Genomic DNA, 17,364 nt, shown 5'->3' with positions numbered 1-17,364 from the left:
CGCGGACCAGGCCAGTCATTCAGTCTACATAACCGGAACCGTCTGGAAAGGCGGGCCAGAGCGGGTGATAGCCCCGTACGGGTAAACCGGACTGAATGCTCGAGTAGGGCGGGGCACGTGAAACCCTGTCCGAACATGGGGGGACCACCCTCCAAGCCTAAGTACTCCTCAGTGACCGATAGTGCACCAGTACCGTGAGGGAAAGGTGAAAAGCACCCCGACGAGGGGAGTGAAACAGTTCCTGAAACCGGATGCCTACAAGCAGTCGGAGCCGCCAATCTCTTCGGAGGGGCGCGGTGACGGCGTACCTTTTGTATAATGGGTCAGCGACTTACAGTAAGCAGCGAGCTTAAGGCGATAGCCGGAGGCGCAGCGAAAGCGAGTCTGAACAGGGCGCTTGAGTTGCTTGCTGTAGACCCGAAACCCGGTGATCTAGCCATGGGCAGGTTGAAGGTGCGGTAACACGCACTGGAGGACCGAACTCACGCCTGTTGAAAAAGTCGGAGATGACCTGTGGCTAGGGGTGAAAGGCCAATCAAACCGGGAAATAGCTGGTTCTCCGCGAAAGCTATTTAGGTAGCGCGTCGGGCGATTGCCCACGGGGGTAGAGCACTGGATGGGCTAGGGGGCCTCGCGGCTTACCAAACCTAACCAAACTCCGAATACCGTGGAGCACAGCCCGGCAGACAGACGGTGGGTGCTAAGGTCCATCGTCGAGAGGGAAACAGCCCAGACCGCCAGCTAAGGTCCCCAAATCACGGCTAAGTGGGAAAGGATGTGGGAAGGCCATGACAACCAGGAGGTTGGCTTAGAAGCAGCCATCCTTTAAAGAAAGCGTAATAGCTCACTGGTCTAGTTAAGCCGGCCTGCGCCGAAAATGTATCGGGGCTCAAGCCGTGTACCGAAGCTGCGGATGTGATCTCAGATCACGTGGTAGCGGAGCGTTCCGTAAGCCTGCGAAGGGTGTCCGTGAGGCCGCCTGGAGGTATCGGAAGTGAGAATGCTGACATGAGTAGCGACAAACAGTGTGAGAAACACTGTCGCCGAAAGTCCAAGGGTTCCTGCGCAAGGTTAATCCACGCAGGGTGAGCCGGCCCCTAAGGCGAGGCCGAAAGGCGTAGTCGATGGGAACCACGTTAATATTCGTGGGCCAGCGGGTGTGTGACGAATGGGAAAGCGTGTCGGGCCTTATCGGATTGGCCCGGCTGGGGACCCGTTCCAGGAAACAGCCCCCGCATCAGACCGTACCCCAAACCGACACAGGTGGACTGGTAGAGTATACCCAGGCGCTTGAGAGAATGGTGTTGAAGGAACTCGGCAAATTGCCCTCGTAACTTCGGAAGAAGAGGGCCCCGTTCGTGCGCAAGCGCGGGCGGGGGGCACAGACCAGGGGGTGGCGACTGTTTACTAAAAACACAGGGCTCTGCGAAGCCGTACAAGGCGACGTATAGGGTCTGACGCCTGCCCGGTGCCGGAAGGTTAAGAGGAGGGGTTCACGCTCCGAATTGAAGCCCCGGTAAACGGCGGCCGTAACTATAACGGTCCTAAGGTAGCGAAATTCCTTGTCGGGTAAGTTCCGACCTGCACGAATGGCGTAACGACTTCCCCGCTGTCTCCAACACCAACTCAGCGAAATTGAACTCTCCGTGAAGATGCGGAGTACCCGCGGTCAGACGGAAAGACCCCGTGCACCTTTACTACAGCTTTGCAGTGGTGCTAGGGATCTCATGTGTAGGATAGGTGGGAGGCTAGGAAACCCGGGCGCCAGCTCGGGCGGAGCCAACCTTGAAATACCACCCTTGAGGTCTCTGGCATCTAACCGCGCTCCGTTGATCCGGAGCCGGGACCCTGCATGGCGGGTAGTTTGACTGGGGCGGTCGCCTCCCAAAGTGTAACGGAGGCGCGCGATGGTGGGCTCAGAGCGGTCGGAAATCGCTCGACGAGTGCAATGGCATAAGCCCGCCTGACTGCAAGACAGACAAGTCGAGCAGAGACGAAAGTCGGCCATAGTGATCCGGTGGTTCCATGTGGACGGGCCATCGCTCAACGGATAAAAGGTACGCCGGGGATAACAGGCTGATGACTCCCAAGAGTCCATATCGACGGAGTCGTTTGGCACCTCGATGTCGGCTCATCACATCCTGGGGCTGGAGCAGGTCCCAAGGGTTCGGCTGTTCGCCGATTAAAGTGGTACGTGAGCTGGGTTTAGAACGTCGTGAGACAGTTCGGTCCCTATCTGCCGTGGGTGTCGGAGTTTTGCGAGGATCTGTCCCTAGTACGAGAGGACCGGGATGGACATACCTCTGGTGCACCGGTTGTCACGCCAGTGGCATGGCCGGGTAGCTAAGTATGGACGGGATAACCGCTGAAAGCATCTAAGCGGGAAACCCACCTCTAAACCAGAACTCCCTTGAGAGCCGTGACAGACCATCACGTCGATAGGAGGCATGTGGACGGGCGGCAACGCCTGAAGCTGAGCCTTACTAATCGCTCGATCGGCTTGATCCTTCCCAGCAGGCGGCCCGCGCGCAGCGGCAAGCCCTGGGCGCACGAGCCAACACCGCAAGAATGCAAGAACGTCCTCGATCATTGACACCTCTGCCGTCCCTGTCCGGATGGTTCGCGTGTGCCTTGGTGACCTGGTGGTCATGGCGAGGCTCCCAACACCCGATCCCATTCCGAACTCGGCCGTGAAACGCCTCAGCGCCGATGGTACTGCGTCTTAAGACGTGGGAGAGTAGGTCGCCGCCAGGTCACCACGGCACACGCCAAACCAGCCAGGACGTGGACGGACAAGGCTTCAAACACACTTGACAATCGTCGCACATCGTCCCTTCCCAAGGAACATCCGCGGGGTGGAGCAGCCCGGTAGCTCGTCAGGCTCATAACCTGAAGGTCGCAGGTTCAAATCCTGCCCCCGCAACCACCGACAGTTGACAGCCCGTCTCCCCGGAGGCGGGCTGTTGGCGTTTCGGACCCGCCTCTGCGCACGCCTCCAGGATTGCCAGCAGGTCGCCATGAAGCTGCGCCTCCAGCCCGGCACCCGAGGGGCAGGGCGACAGCACGACGCGGTCGACCATGGACCGGATCATCTCCATCGCGGCCATCCCCTCGTCGCCGTCGCCGAGCACGGATTCCAGCTCCGCGATGTTCCGCCGGTACAGCTCCGGCAGGTTGGCCGGCAGCAGCATCTCCGGCGCCTCCGTCCCCAGGGCGCCGATCTCGGCGGCGAGCGTGGCACGCTCGGCCTCCAGGGCGGACAGCCGCTCCTTCAGGGACGGGCTGTACATCCCGTTCTCCACCGCCTCCAGGATCGACGCGATCTTCCGGTCCATGCTCGCGAGGGCGCGCTTCTGGTCGCCACGCCGGTTCCGCGCCTCGGTCTGTTCCTGCCGTTGCGCCACTGCCATCTCCTCGACAAAGGCGGCGACCACGTCGGCGCCGAGCAGGCGTTCCTTCAGCCCGGCAAGCACGCGGTTCTCGATCGTCTGCCGGCTGATGGTGCCGTCGTTCGGGCAGGTGCCGGAATTCCGGTGGCCGGCGCAGCCGTAGCGGTCCTTGCCCATGATGGTGTAGCGGCCGCCGCAGACGCCGCACACCAGCACGCCGGACAGAAGGAAGCGCCGCCGATGCACGCGGTTCAGAGCGTTGCCCTGCTCATCCCGACCGATCTCGGTGGCAACCGCCTCCTGTCGCGCCTTGACGCGGTTCCACAGAACGTCGTCGATGATGCGCAGCTCGGGAACTTCGACAATCTCCCGCTTTTCCTGAGGGTTGATGCGGGCGACGCGCTTGCCGGTGCCCGGATCCTTGACGAACTCGCAACGTTCCCATTCCAGAACGCCGGCATAATTGGCGTTGTTGAGGATACCGGTTCCGCGGGCCACCTGTCCGCGGATCGTGGTATCGACCCATCTCCTCCCCCTGGGGCCTGGAACGTTCTCATCGTTCAACAGGCGCGCAATGGCGCGGGGGCTCATGCCGTCGGCGTACAGCGTGAAGATGCGGCGGACAACGGCAGCTTCGGTTGTGTTGATGCGGCGGTAACCGCCGCCGGGCTTGTCGCCGTCGACGACGTCGTATCCATAGGCCTTGCCGCCGGGAATGCGTCCCTCCTTGGCAAGGCCGAGATGGCTGCGTCGGGTCTTCTGACCGGTCTCCTTGAGCTGCACCTGTGCCATCATGCCCATGATGGCGATGTGGAGGGTGGTGATCTCGCCAAGGTGCGGCGTGTACAGCTTGATATTGTGGAAGTTGAGGTGGTCATAGAGATCGGAGGTGTCCGCCAACCGCCGGCCCAGACGGTGACACAACGACATCGAAGCGGCGGCGTCCGGCGTCATCCACCAGCTTCAGAAAGCCCGGGCGGTGCCGGGAGGCGCCGCTGATCGCGGCGTCCGTGTAGGTATCCACCACGTCCCAGCCCTGCTGGACGGCGTAACGCCGGCACAGCTCGATCTGGTCGGCGATCGATTCCTGGCGCTGCTTGTCGGTCGAGTAGCGGGCGTAGATCACGGCACGGAGTCGGGGGTGGTGGAGGACGGTCATCGCAGGGCCTTCAGGGAGAACGCGATCAGGGCGGCGAGAAGAACAAGGGCGAGGCCGGCAGCGAACGTCATGAAGCCGGCCTGGGACGGCCGCCGGCGCATCTCATGGCGCGCCAGAATGCGGGCCAATCCGAGCAGCTTCTCGAGCGAAACGGTCCGCGGCTCCTGCTGGGGCGGCTGGACAACGGGCGTCGTCGTCGCGGCGGTGGAGTCGGTGGAGTGGGGCACGGGTGGAAAGTCCATGGTGGGAGCGGCCATGACGATATGGTCCGATGGCGGCAGGAGCGGCAAAACAGCGGCAGATCGGCGTCGTCGACGCCAACCCGGTCATCGGTGCGGTCAGGAGCCGGGCGGCGCGGCCGTGGCCGGCAACCCCAGCGAGCCCTGCTTGCCGGGCTTCACCTTGCCACCGGCTTCACGATGGGCGGATGCCGCGAGCGTCGCCGCCAACGGCTCCAGAACCTCAAGCCGCCCCCGCAGGCGGGCGTTCTCGCGGCGCGCTTCGTCCAGCGCCTGCTCCACCTGATGCTTGGCGGTCAGTTCAGAACGCAGCTGGTCGAGCTGCAGCGAGGAGCGCAGGAGGGCAGCCTTTTCTTCCGACAGAAGGCGGTTCACGGTCTCCACAGCGGCTTGCGCGTCCGCCGCCTGCCGCTGCCAACCCTTGATCTCTGCGGACATCCGGGTCAGCGCCGCGTCCTGTTGGACGACCTTCACCGCCAGCTGGTTGCGGTCTTCCATGATTCGGTCATGCTCCTGCGCCAGATCCTCGTAGCCCTGCTCCTGTTCAGCGATCTCGGTCGTCAGAGCGTGAAGTTCGTTCCGGCAAGCAGCGCTTTCACTCTGCAGGGCTGCCAGCGCGGTGGTGTGCTGTTCCGCGGCGAGGCGCCTCTCCTCCTGCCTCAGGGCGTCGATCGACGCGATGAAGGCCGTCAAGGCGCCGTCGATGGCATGCCGCATCTGCTCAGCCGCGGCGCAGGACTGGACGTCAACCGGCCCTCCCGCGAACGAATTGCCAGACGTGCTGACCGAGCCCTTCTGAATAACGAAGAGGTGAGGGGCGGTCTTCCTGATGTCATGGATGAAGCGCGATACGTCGCGCAGGGAGCCTCCGCCAATCTCGGCGCGAATGCGGCGGTAGGACGGATAGGCGTGGTCCTTCGACACGATCTTGCTGACTGCTTCCGAGACGGACTCGTGCGTGATCAGGGGATGGGTGGGCTGGGAGCAGGACATCCAGAACCTCTGCGGGGACTACGGTTTGGGCGGCCGTGCCGTCGGCCGGCTGAGTATCTGGATGAGTTGCGATGCCAGGAAAGGGCTGCGGCGACGGAATCTTGACGGTTCCGGTCCAAGCCGGCCGATGGTGAGGTGATACCGCGGTAGCGATACCGGGTAGCGGCACCTGATACCGGTGTTACCGTCGCCATCCACGTCGATCCCACCCCTCCGCCTGCGGGCCGTTCAGGTCCACCATTTCACCCAAACGGCGCAGAAAATTGCCCGGCGCCCGATGCGGCGGGGCGGAACCCTCCATACGCTTCCTTCCGAACCAGGCTGCCCGGGTGTCGGACCTCCGGCCCTCGCCACGGGCAGCCTTGAGCGAAGAAGTGCACGGGCAGCCTTGAGCGAAGAAGTGCACGGGCAGCCTTGAGCGAAGAAGTGCACGGGCAGCCTTGAGCGAAGAAGTGCACGGGCAGCCTTGAGCGAAGAAGTGCACGGGCAGCCTTGAGCGAAGAAGTGCACGGGCAGCCTTGAGCGAAGAAGTGCACGGGCAGCCTTGAGCGAAGAAGTGCACGGGCAGCCTTGAGCGAAGAAGTGTGCAGTTAGGCGTTGCGGCGGGCCGCAACGCCTCCGGGGCCGGCCAGGGCCGGTTGCCGGATCGACGACGGCGTGGAGGTGCCGATGCCGTGGCGGATCTGGGATACTTTCGCATCGAACAGGGCATGCTCTCCCGTGGCGCCGGCGCGAAGGCCGGAGCGTCGGCGGCTTATCAGTCCGGTGGCCGGTTCCGCACCGTCATCGCGGCGGCCGCTTACCAGGCTGGGGTCGGTCTGACCATCGGCGCCGACCTGCGAGAGGCATGGGCGGCGAAGGGACAGGACCCTGTGTCGGCGGTTGTGGACTTCACCGCCAAGTCCGGTGTCCACCACACCGACATCCGCGCGCCCGCGGGTGCGCCCGCTTGGTGCGCCGATCGGCAGACCTTGTGGACCAGGGTGGAACTCAGCGAACGGCGCCGTGACGCGACGCTGGCGCTGCAATACACGCTGTCGCTCAGCCGGGAGGTCCCCATCGCGACGTCGATCCGGTCGGTGGAGCATTTCGTTGATGAGCACCTCGGATCACGCAACCTGATCGCCGACATTGCGGTCCACCTGTACGGGCGCCCCCTGGACCCCAGGGTGCCGGCCGCCGCCGAGAAGTTGGCGAACACGGTCGATCTCGCGTGGCCGGTGATCCCGGTGGTCCGTGTCCCCAGCACTCCACCAGTGGACGGCCCGCACCTCTTGGAACTGCCCGACGGGCGCCTCATCGTCTACCAGCCGCACGCGCACGTTCTGGCGACGACGCGCCCGCTCGTCGACGGCGCCCTCGGCCCGAAGGACCGCGACCTGTCGCGGAAGGCCTTCCTCATTGGAAGCCGCAAGCTGTGGGAGCAACTGTGCAACGTGGCCTTGGCCGAGACCGGGGCGAGCCATCGCGTAAATCAGCGGTCGAAGTGGCATCGCCACCGTCAACAGCAGGACCTCGGCGCCGTCGGGCCGCACCATGAACCGCTTTTCCAGGTGCCGCTCGGTCCGGCCTATCATCCGGTCGTCGAGGGGCGTGCTCTGGATTTTGGAGGAGTGGACGTCATGCCTCATCAATTCAACGCCATCGTAGCCGAACTCGAAAAGTCCAGACGTGCAATGCCCGACAAAAAATCGGTGCGTCTGGCTCGGGCCATTGTCCGGATCGAAGAACTGGAAGCGCAAGGGGTTCGCTTCAGCCGGGAAACGGGTGGGATGGTGAAGGTCGAAGCTCCTTCCGGTGTGGTCGTTGACTGGCATGACCGTGCCTTGTGGAGCGGGATACACGCGATGGTGCTCGACTACCTGAAGGCCCGCGACGCTGCTCGGAAAGCGCGCGCGCCCGGACCGGGGGCCGTCGGGATCGCCGTTCCTGAGGCAAGCGACAGGATGACGATGGTGCGGGAGCCGGCGGCGGACGCGGCGCGGCTGCGGGAGGAACTGGATGCTGCCACGCGGAGCGTCGCGACCATCGCGGCGGCGACCGGGCAGGCGCAGCCGGATGTCGCGGCGTCTCTGGCCGATGGGATCGTCACCGTCGCCCGGGGCGCCATGGCGACCGCGTACGAGAGATCGCGCGGCGTGCTGATACGCGAGCAGCGGGCGCGTGCGTCGGCGGAGACGCACGCCGAGGAACTCACCAGGGACTTGGCACGTACGAAGGCGGCCCTGGCGCTGGAGCAGGAGAAGCGGCGGGCAACGGAAGCGGACTGTGTTGCCCTGCGCGCGGAAGGGACTGCACTGCGGCAGCTACTGACCGAGGCGAAGCGCAGCGCCGAGTCTGCGTCCATCACCGGAGCGGCTGCTGCCCGGCAGGCCGACGAAGATCGGCAAGCGCGTCACCGTGCCGAACAGGCACTCCGCCTCGTGCGCCGGACGGTCGACACCGACGCTGCCGACGAACAGTTGGCGCTTGAGCTGCGCAAGCGGTTGCAGGCTGCCAGCCGACAGTCCGACGCCGTGGAGGAGGCGGCGCGGTCAGCGGGGCTGACGCCGGAGGTCCTGCCCAGCGAACCCGGCGCCCGGCTGCGGGCGATTGCGCAGGCGAACCGTGACCAAGCACTGGATGAGGTGGCCACCCTGTTGGACGCGCCGGTGCGGGCGCTTGGTGTGCACCTCCGCGGCGCCGCTGCCGAGCGGGTTCCGGCGGCTCTGGCGATCCTCACGACGGCGATCGAAGGTCGGGATGCGGAGCTTGCGCGGGAGCGCGCCAGCCGCGAGCAGGCGGAACTGGAAGCGCAGGGATGGAAACGCGCCTACGAGGCTCTGGTCCGCCACGGACGGCGATTGGTGATGCTCCTTGCCCGGCAGGCCGGCTTGGTCGATCCGGCGAAGGCGGCGTGGCGTCGGCTGATGGATGCCATCAGCCATGGCAAGGAGCCGGGCGATCTTTCCTCTGCGCTCCCCAGCCGGCGCAATGATGCTCAAGCGCGCGGTGAGGCGCCGAACAGGAACCCGCGGCCGGAGGCAGGCCAACGGACTGGTCGGCCCGACTGGGTGAACCCCGACTCGGAAGCGACGACCATCATCGGCGACGTGAAGCCACCCGCGGCAACCCAGGAGTCGCTGGAGGTCATGACCGGCGAGAAGCCGCGGCCGTCGGGCGCGGTGGCGGGCGCCTTCCGGTTGACCAGTGCCGCGACCGAGGCCGTCAAGGCCCTGGAGGCGCGGCTCAAGGTCATGAGCAAGGACGACCTCCTGAAGGCGGCGCGGGCAACCGAACGGGCGGCCCGTGAGGCGGGCGAGGAGAGGCGCCGGAACGAACACCGGCACGCCTACTCGGTCATCGCAAGGGTTGCGCGGCAGCGCGGTATCTCCCTGCAGTCTCTCCAGCCGTCCAAGTCCCGGATCCGCGACGAGTATGCGAGGTGACAAGCAGCGGTCGGGACGCGTCGGCGTTGCGTCCGCCCGTCGTGGCGGCTGGCCCTGCGGGCCGCCACACCGGGCGGTCGCAACTCAGGACGACCCGTGATGATGATGACCACCCCGGTGCGGAGCGGCGCAGCCCTGGCCGCGTGCATCGAAGACGACGCGATCATCCGTGTGCTTCCGGCGGAACAGAACGCGGCGACCATGAAGTTCGCAGATTGGCTTCAGGAAACCCTGCAGCGCTGGGCCTGTGGGCAGCGCGGCGCCGCCGACCGTCGGAAGCTGGACATGATCGTCCAGGCAGCGGAGGCGATGGACTACCAGCTTTCCCTGACCGTGCAGGACATCTTCGACATCATAGAAGACCTCGACGCGGCTCTTGACGCCGGCCTGCTTCTGCTCCGCGGGTTCGATCGACCCGTCATCCGTGTCCATCTCGTGAGCAAGGGCGCTCCGCAGTAGGTGGGGGCCCCGGAGTGTCACGGTGGGTCCCGCTATAAGGACCCACCGCGCTTCGGCTCCTGATACGGGCTCCCTGCCTCGACCAACGGGGCATGGCGCCTTCTTTTCGGCAGGGCACGTTGCTGGTCCCGAACGCGGCTGCATACCGAACCGTACGGAAGGGGCGGCCATTCCGGCGGGAACGGAGTGTCCAGCCGAGCTGTCCCCATTCTCCGTTCAACATCTGCCGATCATCCAATCCACTAACCCTTTGGCCTTGTTGCTGATTTCCACGACAGCGTCCAGAATTCTGCCGATGTGCCTGCCGATCCGTGGTCAATCCGCAAGCCTTTGATCGCGCGAGAAATTTTGAGTTCCTAGTCTGCCAACCTTGCCGATCCTCGCCACGGCGTTGGAGATGCGCCCTGCGTCCAGGGAAGACCGGAGACGGCTCACCGGTCGATGCGGAGTTCGGGGTGTGACAGCCTCTTCCGGCGCCGGTACTCTGCCGGGAAGTGGAAGGGTGGGAGGACGGCGGTAGGGTGGCGCCTGAGGCAGGTGTGCAACCCGGCGGCGCCTTTCTCCGCGCGGTCGCCATTGCGCCTAGTGGGGCGGCGCATTAACCTGTGCCGTCTCAACCGTTGCAACCTTCCTTTGTTCGGCAAATTTCCAGTGTGGCGCCAAATGCACAATGACACGAGAGTATGGGGCGAATGGTTGCATCAATAACAATGCGCCGCAAGATTGCCCGGTTGAGAGGCGGGGAACCGCCAAGGTTGATGGATTTGTTCGCAGGGTGTGGCGGGATCACGCTTGGCTTCGCCACCGCCGGGTTTGAACTCGTTGCATCTGTCGAGTCCGATCCTTGGGCCGCCCAGTCCCATGGTGCCAACTTCGCAGCCATCAGCCGCGGGAGGAATCGCCAAGCCCACAACAATCCCTACGACATCAACTGCGAGGATCCCAGCTCGATCTTCCGCGACCTGGGGATCGACGGTCCCGTGGACGAGCAGGTTGACGTCCTTGTTGGCGGCCCGCCCTGCCAAGCCTTCGCCCGGGTCGGGCGGGCAAAGCTCCGTCATGAGGCTCATCGCCGGGAGGAGGACGATGCCGACGTCGCCTTCCTTGTAGATGGCCGCGTGAACCTTTGGCAGCGGTACCTGCACTATGTCCGCGAAACCAAGCCTCTCGCGCTCTTGATGGAGAACGTCCCGGACATCCTGAACCATGGCGGGAAGAACGTCGCCGAGACGGTGTCCGAGCACCTCCGCAGGGAAGGCTACCGGGTCCGGTATACCCTTCTGAATGCGTCCTGGTTCGGCGTCCCACAGACGCGGGAGCGCATGTTCCTGGTGGGCGTGCATGAGGACTTGGACGAGGACGTGGTCTTCCCGTCGCCGACCCACTATTCGGTCTTGCCGGCCGGATACGAGGGGACGCGCGCGACGGCTCGGAAGCTGATCAACGCGATGCACGCGGACGCGGAGCACAGCCACTGCTGGATTGGTGACCCCTTGGAGGAGGACGGCCTGCCACCGGCCACGACGGCCGGCCAAGCGTTCGCGGACCTTCCCCCGATCTACGCCCTGGACATGCTGGAGAGCGGGCGCATCGCGCGCGGCCGCAAGGACCCATCGGAGCCAGTGGGTTACACGTCCGCCACGCCGACGACTCCGTGGTCCAAGCTCATGCGCAAATGGCCCAACTTCGGCGCCACGGATTATACAACGGGACACGTGATCCGCTACCTGCCGCGCGACTACAAGATCTTCCGCATGATGGAGGAAGGCTGGCAGTACCCCGAGGTCTGGCGTTTTGTAGAGGAGAAGCGCCGACAACTGATGGACAGTCGCTGGGAGTCCGGCGAGGACAAGGCCGCCAGCACCTTGCAGGCGCAGGCGTTCGTCAGGGAGTGGACGCTGCCGTACGACCCCGGCAAGTTCCCCAACAAGTGGTGGAAGCTCTATCGGGACAGGCCATCGCGGACCCTTTTGGCGCACCTGGGCAAGGACTCGTACAGCCATATCCACTACGACGACGAGCAGGCCCGGACGATCTCCGTCCGCGAGGCGGCACGGCTGCAATCCTTCCCGGACGGGTTCGTCCTGCGCGGCAGCATGAATCCCGCCTTCAAGCAGATTGGCAACGCCGTCCCGCCGCTCGTCGCCTATGCCATCGCCATGGAGATGCGGTCGATGATCGGCTGCCGGCCGGCCGTCGACATCAGGCACGAACTGCTCAGCCTGGACAGGCGGCCGGACCCAGCCACCGAGAGGGGCGTCGAGAAATGCGGTTTCTGATCCTGCGCATCCTGACCCACAGCGAACTCGGGATGTTCCATGAGTACCGGCGCCAGGGGAAGGAGGGGTCCAAGCAGCGGGCGGTGAATTTCGACTGGGACGTGGTTGACCGCGTTTTTCCGGCCGCCAAGGACACCGACCGCGTCGAGATGGACCTACTGTACGACACCGACCAAGGCGTTGGGCGGGCGCGGCAGTGGCTGAAGCGCCAGGAGAAGAACTGGCGGCTGGAGGGCAACTGTCCCAAGGACAAGTTCTACCACTTCGTTGATCCGGGCTGCCTCTTCGCCATGGAGATTGATGCGGGGACGGCGCCCGGCTCCGGCGCGTGGGCGGTGTTCCCAGCGGACCATCCCGTCACGAGGGCCGTTCTCGCCGACGGCGAGAGCTGCCGCCTCGCGAAGTCGGCGATGATCGCTCTCCATGACGAGGAGGGCGAGCGTGTCTGGCGCTTGCTGGGCGAGGCTCGCCCGGATCTTTTCACCGCGAAGCACAGGGGGAGCACGATGACGATGGTCGCCGCCAGGAACGGGGGGAACGGCGTCGCGTTGCCCCCGAACCCTTCCAGAACGGTGTCCATCCTGGCTTCTGTGGGCTACTCCCTGCCGGACGCTGTCGCCGATCTGGTGGACAACGCGATCAGCGCCGACGCCACCGAGGTTTCGATCACGTTCGGACGGCCGGACGGTGGCCATGGCCGATGGATGGGCATCGCGGACAACGGCGTCGGCATGGACCGGGCGACGCTGGAGGAGGCGATGAGGGTCGGCAGCGCGTCCGACTATGACCAGCGGAGCCTTGGGAAGTACGGCTACGGTCTCAAGGGCGCCTCGTGGTCCCAGGCGAAGGTCCTGACCGTCGTGAGCAAGAGTGAGGGCGCCCCGGCGTGCCATCTGACCTGGGACGTCAACGACATGGACGGCTGGGTGGCCAAGTCCGATCCGCTGGAACGCTGGGAGGAGGAGGCGACCGCCCTTGGAGGCCACGGGACGGTCGTCCTGTGGAAGGACATGCGCCCGCCGCAGACGATGCCGAACATGCGAGGACTGGACCCCTACTCCTCCGAGGTTAGACAGCTCGAGCGGCACCTTGCCCTGGTCTTTCACCGCTTCCTGGAGGGGCGGGCTGTCGGGCGGAAGACCGTGGCCATCTTGATCAACGGGAAGCGCGTCGAACCGAACAACCCCTTCGGCCATCCGCTGGCCTCGGCCTATGACGCGAAGACCATCCGCATCCCCACCGGCGGCGAGGACGGCCGGGTTCTGGTGCAGGCCTACCTGCTTCCCTCGGAGAGCGAGATCAGCAGCCACCACGCGCCCGAGGGCCAGGACGCCGTCCGGCGCGCGCTCGACCTGATCGGCCTGCATGGCAAGCGGACGGAGACGCAGGGCCTGTTCATCTACCGTCACGACCGCCTGATCAAGTGGGGCGGTTGGCACGAGATGTGGAACACCACCGACGAGAAGACCAAGCTGGCGCGGGTCGTCGTCGATTTCGACCATGTGCTGGACGACGCGTTCAAGATCAACGTCAGCAAGCGGATCGTCCTGTTGCCGCAGCAGCTTCAGGAGGAGATCAAGAAGGTCGCCGACGTCGCGCGTCGGGACAGCCAGAGGAAGTACCGGAAGGGAGCGGCGCCCGCTCCCGCCGGAGCCGCGGGATCCGCGTCTGGAGGTCTTGCGCCGACCGTGACTGGGGCGGGGGCCGTTGACGCAGCCCCGACGCCTACGGCTCCGATGCCCACGACCCCTGCGCCCACGAACCCTGCGCCTGCGGCACCATCGGCTGGGACGGCGCCGACACCCCCTGCTACCTCCGCCACCCCGGCTCCTCCGCCGTCCCGGATCGCGGTGAAGCCCGTGAAGACGGAGAAGTTCTTCTGGAAGGTGACGAAGGGGATGACCGGGACGCTCGACGTCCAGGTCAGCGACCTGAACCCCAGCCTCTCCGCGCTGGTCCAGCACATCCGCGACGACCCGCTGGCCGTGGCCCACCTTGCAGCCTTCCTGGGGCGCCTGGACGAGGTGGACGCACAGAGCCGCCTGATGGCCGGAGGGGACGCCTGATGGGCACCGTCCGCGTCATCGGGGCGGTGCCCCCGAGGTCCAACTGGACCGACCGCCTGAGCCCGGAGTCCTGGTACCACTGGGGGCGGCTGGAATCCCTGCTCCGCGCCGACCCGAAATGGGAGCCGCAACAGGTGGACTCGGTCGCGGCCGAGTCCCTCCGGGTGCTGCGTAGCCTGCGGGACCCCCGGCAGGATGTGCCGTTCCAGTGCCGGGGGCTGGTCGTCGGATACGTCCAGAGTGGCAAGACGGCGAACTACACGGCGCTCGCGGCGCGCGCGGTCGACGCGGGATACCGGATCGTCATCATCCTGTCCGGCATCCACGACTCCCTCAGAAACCAGACGCAGAACCGTCTGGAGAGGGAGCTCACCGGTCACCAGGCGGGCGGCCTTCCCCCGGCACAACGCGGCCGGGAGTGGATCGCCCTGACGACGCCCACCGAGGACTTCAAGGAGCAGGATGTCCGCATCCTCCAGTCCCCGGCGCCGTTCCTGGCTGTGGTGAAGAAGAACGTCCCCGTCCTGGCGAAGCTTGACCGCTGGCTGGGATCGGCGGAGCGCTACCTGGACGACATGCCCGTCCTGCTCATCGACGACGAGGCCGACCAAGCATCCATCAACACCAGGGGGAACCGCCCGCCGGACTTGGCGGTCGGCGACGACGAGGACGGCGACGAGAACGTCGCGCCGTCGAGGACGAACGCTCTCATCCGGTCCATACTGACGCGGACGTCCAAGGCGGCGTACGTCGCCTACACGGCGACGCCGTTCGCCAACATCCTGATCAACCCGGACGCCGTCGACCGCTGCGTGGGCGAGGATCTGTTCCCAGAGGACTTCGTCATCCAGCTGCCGCGCCCGAAGGGCTACACTGGGACCGAGGAACTGTTCGGCGTCTCGGCCAAGAACCGCGACGTGCTGCGGACGGTCGCCGACGAGGACGTCCGTGCGCTGCGCGCGCCGCGCCGGCGCAAGGCGGCGGAGGTCGTCATCGGTCCCGATGGTGGGGCGTTGCCGGGCTCCCTGGCCGACGCGCTCGTCTCCTTCTGCTTGGCCGGCGGCGTCCGTTCCCTCCGCCCCGGGCTGTCGGGCAAGGCCCACACCATGCTGGTCCACGTCAGCCAGCGCACCGCGGACCAGGAGCGGATCGCCAACGCCATCCGCGAGCAACTGGACCTATGGCGCGAGGCCGAGCGCCAGGGGCAACGGCTTGAGGCCGTGCTCGGCCCCGCCTGGGCGGCCATGAAGGGCGACGTCGAGGCCCCGGCCGACGACGAAGCGGTCATCCGCGCCTCGGTCGCGGTCCTCCGACAAGCCGTCGTCCTGGAGCTCAACAGCGTTACGGGCGAGGACCTGGAGTATGACGAAAGGCCCGGCCGGCACATCGTTGCGGTTGGTGGAAACCGCCTCTCCCGTGGGTTGACCATCGAGGGGCTGACCGTCTCCTACTTCCTGCGCACCGCGTCGATGTGCGACACCCTGCTGCAGATGGCCCGCTGGTACGGGTTCCGCCGTGGCTACGAAGACCTCATCCGCATCTGGACGACGGACGGGATCGCCCGGTGGTTTTCCGAACTCGCTCTCGTCGAGCAGTCGTTGCGGGACTCCATCGTCGCCCTCGGGCGCGCCGGGCGCAGGCCGGACCAGATGGCCATCCGGCTCCGGGCCCACAGCGAGCTTCTGCTCACGGCGCGCAACAAGTCCGGTACCGCGCTGTCCCAGCAGGACTCCTGGTCCGGCGGGCACCCGCAGACCGTCCTGCTGCCGCTGACCGACGGGGCGAAGCTGGCGGCCAACCGGGCGCTGGCGGACATGTTCATCTCAAGGGTGGCCCCCTCGGTGAGGCGCCACGGCGGGCTCCTGGCGAGGGACGTCGCCCCCGAGACCGTATGTGACTTCCTGCGCGCCTACCGGATCCACGAGGACATCGTGGCGTTCCGCAGCGACCTCCTCGCCGACTGGATCATGGGCCGGGCCGCTGCCGGAGAGCTCATCGACTGGTCGGTCTTCATCGCGTCTCCGGAAGACGGCCGTCCCGTCGTCCTTGGAGGGCTGGAACTCGGTCTCGTCCGCCGCAAGCGCATCAGCAGCGAGAGCATCGGCATCCTGACCGACCCGCGCCACGAGGGCGTCGACCTGCCGGGAGGACCCGACGCCTACCGCCGGGACAGTGGGGCCTACGACGCCGAAGCCATGCGCGGGGCGAGGCCACCGGCCCAGGGACTCCTGATCGTGTACCCGCTGGACCCAGAGTACCTTGGCGTCCCGCAGCCCGACCCGGTCATCGCCCTGGCCCTCAGTCTCCCACAGACGTCCGACGAGGGCTCGACGTGGATCGTGAACGGGATGGTGTCCAATGGTTGACGGCCCCATCCCAGGGCAGTGGGCCGACCTCCGCGCCAGCAGGCCTGTCAGCGAGGATGCGCTTGCCACCTTGCCGGTCACCCTCGACGGACAGGATACGACGCTCTCCATCGCGATGGACCAAGCTGGCTTCCTCCACCTTCTGATCCCGGTCACGCGCGGCCCGGCCAGTGCGCCGCCGCCTGACCTGAACGGACTGAGGGTCCGGCACCGCCGTCTGGAGACGGGTGAGGTGATCGAGCTGTCCGCGCCGCCGTCGCACGAGCCCGTCTTCACCCCGTTCTGCCGGGAGGTCGCCGACGCCGTCGTCGTCGAGTGCCGGGAGCCGTGGGCGGCGGTCGCGGCGACCCTCCGCAACTGGCAATCGGCCTTCCGGCCGCTGCGTTCCGGCATGGACAAGACGGTCCAGGTCGGCTTGGTCGGCGAGTTGCTGGTGCTCCGTTCCCTCATGATCCCAGCCCTCGGGTCCGCCGCCGTCTACCAGTGGAGCGGCCCGGACGCCGAGCGGCACGATTTCGTCGGCGAGCGCCTGCACCTGGAGGTCAAGACCACGCGCAAGGGCAGGCCGGAGCATGAGATCTCCCGCCTGGACCAGTTGCGGGTTCCCGGCGGGCGCCAGCTGCTGTTCGTGTCCGTGATGATCGAGCAGTCGGCCGCCGGCGCGGAGACACTGGCAACCCAGCTCGACGCCACCGTGGAGCAGTTGCGCGGGGACGCCGCCGCGTTGGACGCGTTCATGGCGAGGATGGTGTCCATGGGCTGGTCCGAGGAGATGCGGAACTCCGGGGAACTGCTGAGGTTCTCCGTGCGTGGGGCGTCCGTCTACGCCGTGGACGACGACTTTCCGCGGCTTCCGGACGACTTCGCGCCGCCCTCGGGGGTGGTCACGGTCAAGTACACGATCGACTTGGCGAACCTGCCCGAACTGGACTTCGACGAGGCGTTGAACGTCGTCCGGCAAGCCAACCCTGGCTACATATCGTGAA

Annotated in this window: 10 protein-coding genes, 1 tRNA gene and 2 rRNA genes (1 of these 13 cut by a window edge); 9 read left to right on the top strand and 4 right to left on the bottom strand. The window is 66.0% G+C overall.

The genetic code is table 11. The features are described from left to right. The 3 genes from TSH58p_RS23360 to TSH58p_RS23350 all read left to right on the top strand — a co-directional run. Positions 1 to 2,508 (top strand): 23S ribosomal RNA (locus TSH58p_RS23360); it begins 252 nt to the left of the window's first position. 130 nt (positions 2,509 to 2,638) lie between these two features. Then, a 5S ribosomal RNA gene (rrf, locus tag TSH58p_RS23355) occupies positions 2,639 to 2,754 on the top strand. A gap of 95 nt (positions 2,755 to 2,849) precedes the next feature. Beyond that, positions 2,850 to 2,926, top strand: a tRNA-Met gene (locus TSH58p_RS23350). Here TSH58p_RS23350 and TSH58p_RS23345 read toward each other — a convergent pair. From TSH58p_RS23345 to TSH58p_RS23330, 4 genes are all read right to left on the bottom strand, one after another. Beyond that, on the bottom strand, positions 2,883 to 3,980 hold the full coding sequence (locus TSH58p_RS23345) for a recombinase family protein (protein ID WP_247895575.1): 1,098 nt from the start codon (positions 3,978 to 3,980) through the stop codon (positions 2,883 to 2,885). The genes TSH58p_RS23350 and TSH58p_RS23345 overlap by 44 nt on opposite strands. A gap of 283 nt (positions 3,981 to 4,263) precedes the next feature. After that, on the bottom strand, positions 4,264 to 4,548 hold the full coding sequence (locus TSH58p_RS23340) for a recombinase family protein (protein WP_109469457.1): 285 nt from the start codon (positions 4,546 to 4,548) through the stop codon (positions 4,264 to 4,266). After that, complete coding sequence (locus TSH58p_RS23335) at positions 4,545 to 4,805, bottom strand: hypothetical protein (protein ID WP_109469456.1); 261 nt, start codon at positions 4,803 to 4,805, stop codon at positions 4,545 to 4,547. Before TSH58p_RS23335 ends, TSH58p_RS23340 begins: the two co-directional genes overlap by 4 nt. An 81-nt stretch (positions 4,806 to 4,886) precedes the next feature. Next, positions 4,887 to 5,780 (bottom strand): hypothetical protein, encoded by an 894-nt coding sequence (locus TSH58p_RS23330; RefSeq protein WP_109469455.1) that lies wholly within the window; start codon positions 5,778 to 5,780, stop codon positions 4,887 to 4,889. A gap of 674 nt (positions 5,781 to 6,454) precedes the next feature. On the opposite strand from TSH58p_RS23330, the gene TSH58p_RS23325 reads away from it, so the two are divergent. The 6 genes from TSH58p_RS23325 to TSH58p_RS23300 all read left to right on the top strand — a co-directional run bounded on the left by TSH58p_RS23325 (position 6,455) and on the right by TSH58p_RS23300 (position 17,363). Next, a complete protein-coding gene (locus TSH58p_RS23325; RefSeq protein ID WP_247895559.1) occupies positions 6,455 to 9,208 on the top strand; it encodes a MobA/MobL family protein in 2,754 nt (917 codons plus the stop codon). A gap of 99 nt (positions 9,209 to 9,307) precedes the next feature. Next, positions 9,308 to 9,667 carry a hypothetical protein gene (locus TSH58p_RS23320; protein WP_109469454.1) on the top strand — a complete coding sequence of 120 codons (360 nt, stop codon included), beginning with the start codon at positions 9,308 to 9,310 and terminating at the stop codon, positions 9,665 to 9,667. Between the two features lie 758 nt (positions 9,668 to 10,425). After that, positions 10,426 to 11,946: a DNA cytosine methyltransferase gene (locus tag TSH58p_RS23315; RefSeq protein WP_109469453.1), complete on the top strand. Its 1,521-nt coding sequence runs from the start codon at positions 10,426 to 10,428 to the stop codon at positions 11,944 to 11,946. Then, on the top strand, positions 11,934 to 14,012 hold the full coding sequence (locus TSH58p_RS23310; protein ID WP_109469452.1) for an ATP-binding protein: 2,079 nt from the start codon (positions 11,934 to 11,936) through the stop codon (positions 14,010 to 14,012). Before TSH58p_RS23315 ends, TSH58p_RS23310 begins: the two co-directional genes overlap by 13 nt. Then, positions 14,012 to 16,378 carry a Z1 domain-containing protein gene (locus TSH58p_RS23305; protein WP_109469451.1) on the top strand — a complete coding sequence of 789 codons (2,367 nt, stop codon included), beginning with the start codon at positions 14,012 to 14,014 and terminating at the stop codon, positions 16,376 to 16,378. The genes TSH58p_RS23310 and TSH58p_RS23305 overlap by 1 nt, the downstream gene beginning before the upstream one ends. Then, positions 16,371 to 17,363 (top strand): PD-(D/E)XK motif protein, encoded by a 993-nt coding sequence (locus TSH58p_RS23300; protein WP_109469450.1) that lies wholly within the window; start codon positions 16,371 to 16,373, stop codon positions 17,361 to 17,363. The genes TSH58p_RS23305 and TSH58p_RS23300 overlap by 8 nt, the downstream gene beginning before the upstream one ends. The last annotated feature ends 1 nt before the right edge of the window (position 17,364 follow it).

Source organism: Azospirillum sp. TSH58 (assembly GCF_003119115.1).
Lineage (GTDB): Bacteria > Pseudomonadota > Alphaproteobacteria > Azospirillales > Azospirillaceae > Azospirillum.
This window is presented reverse-complemented; position numbering and strand designations above follow the sequence as displayed.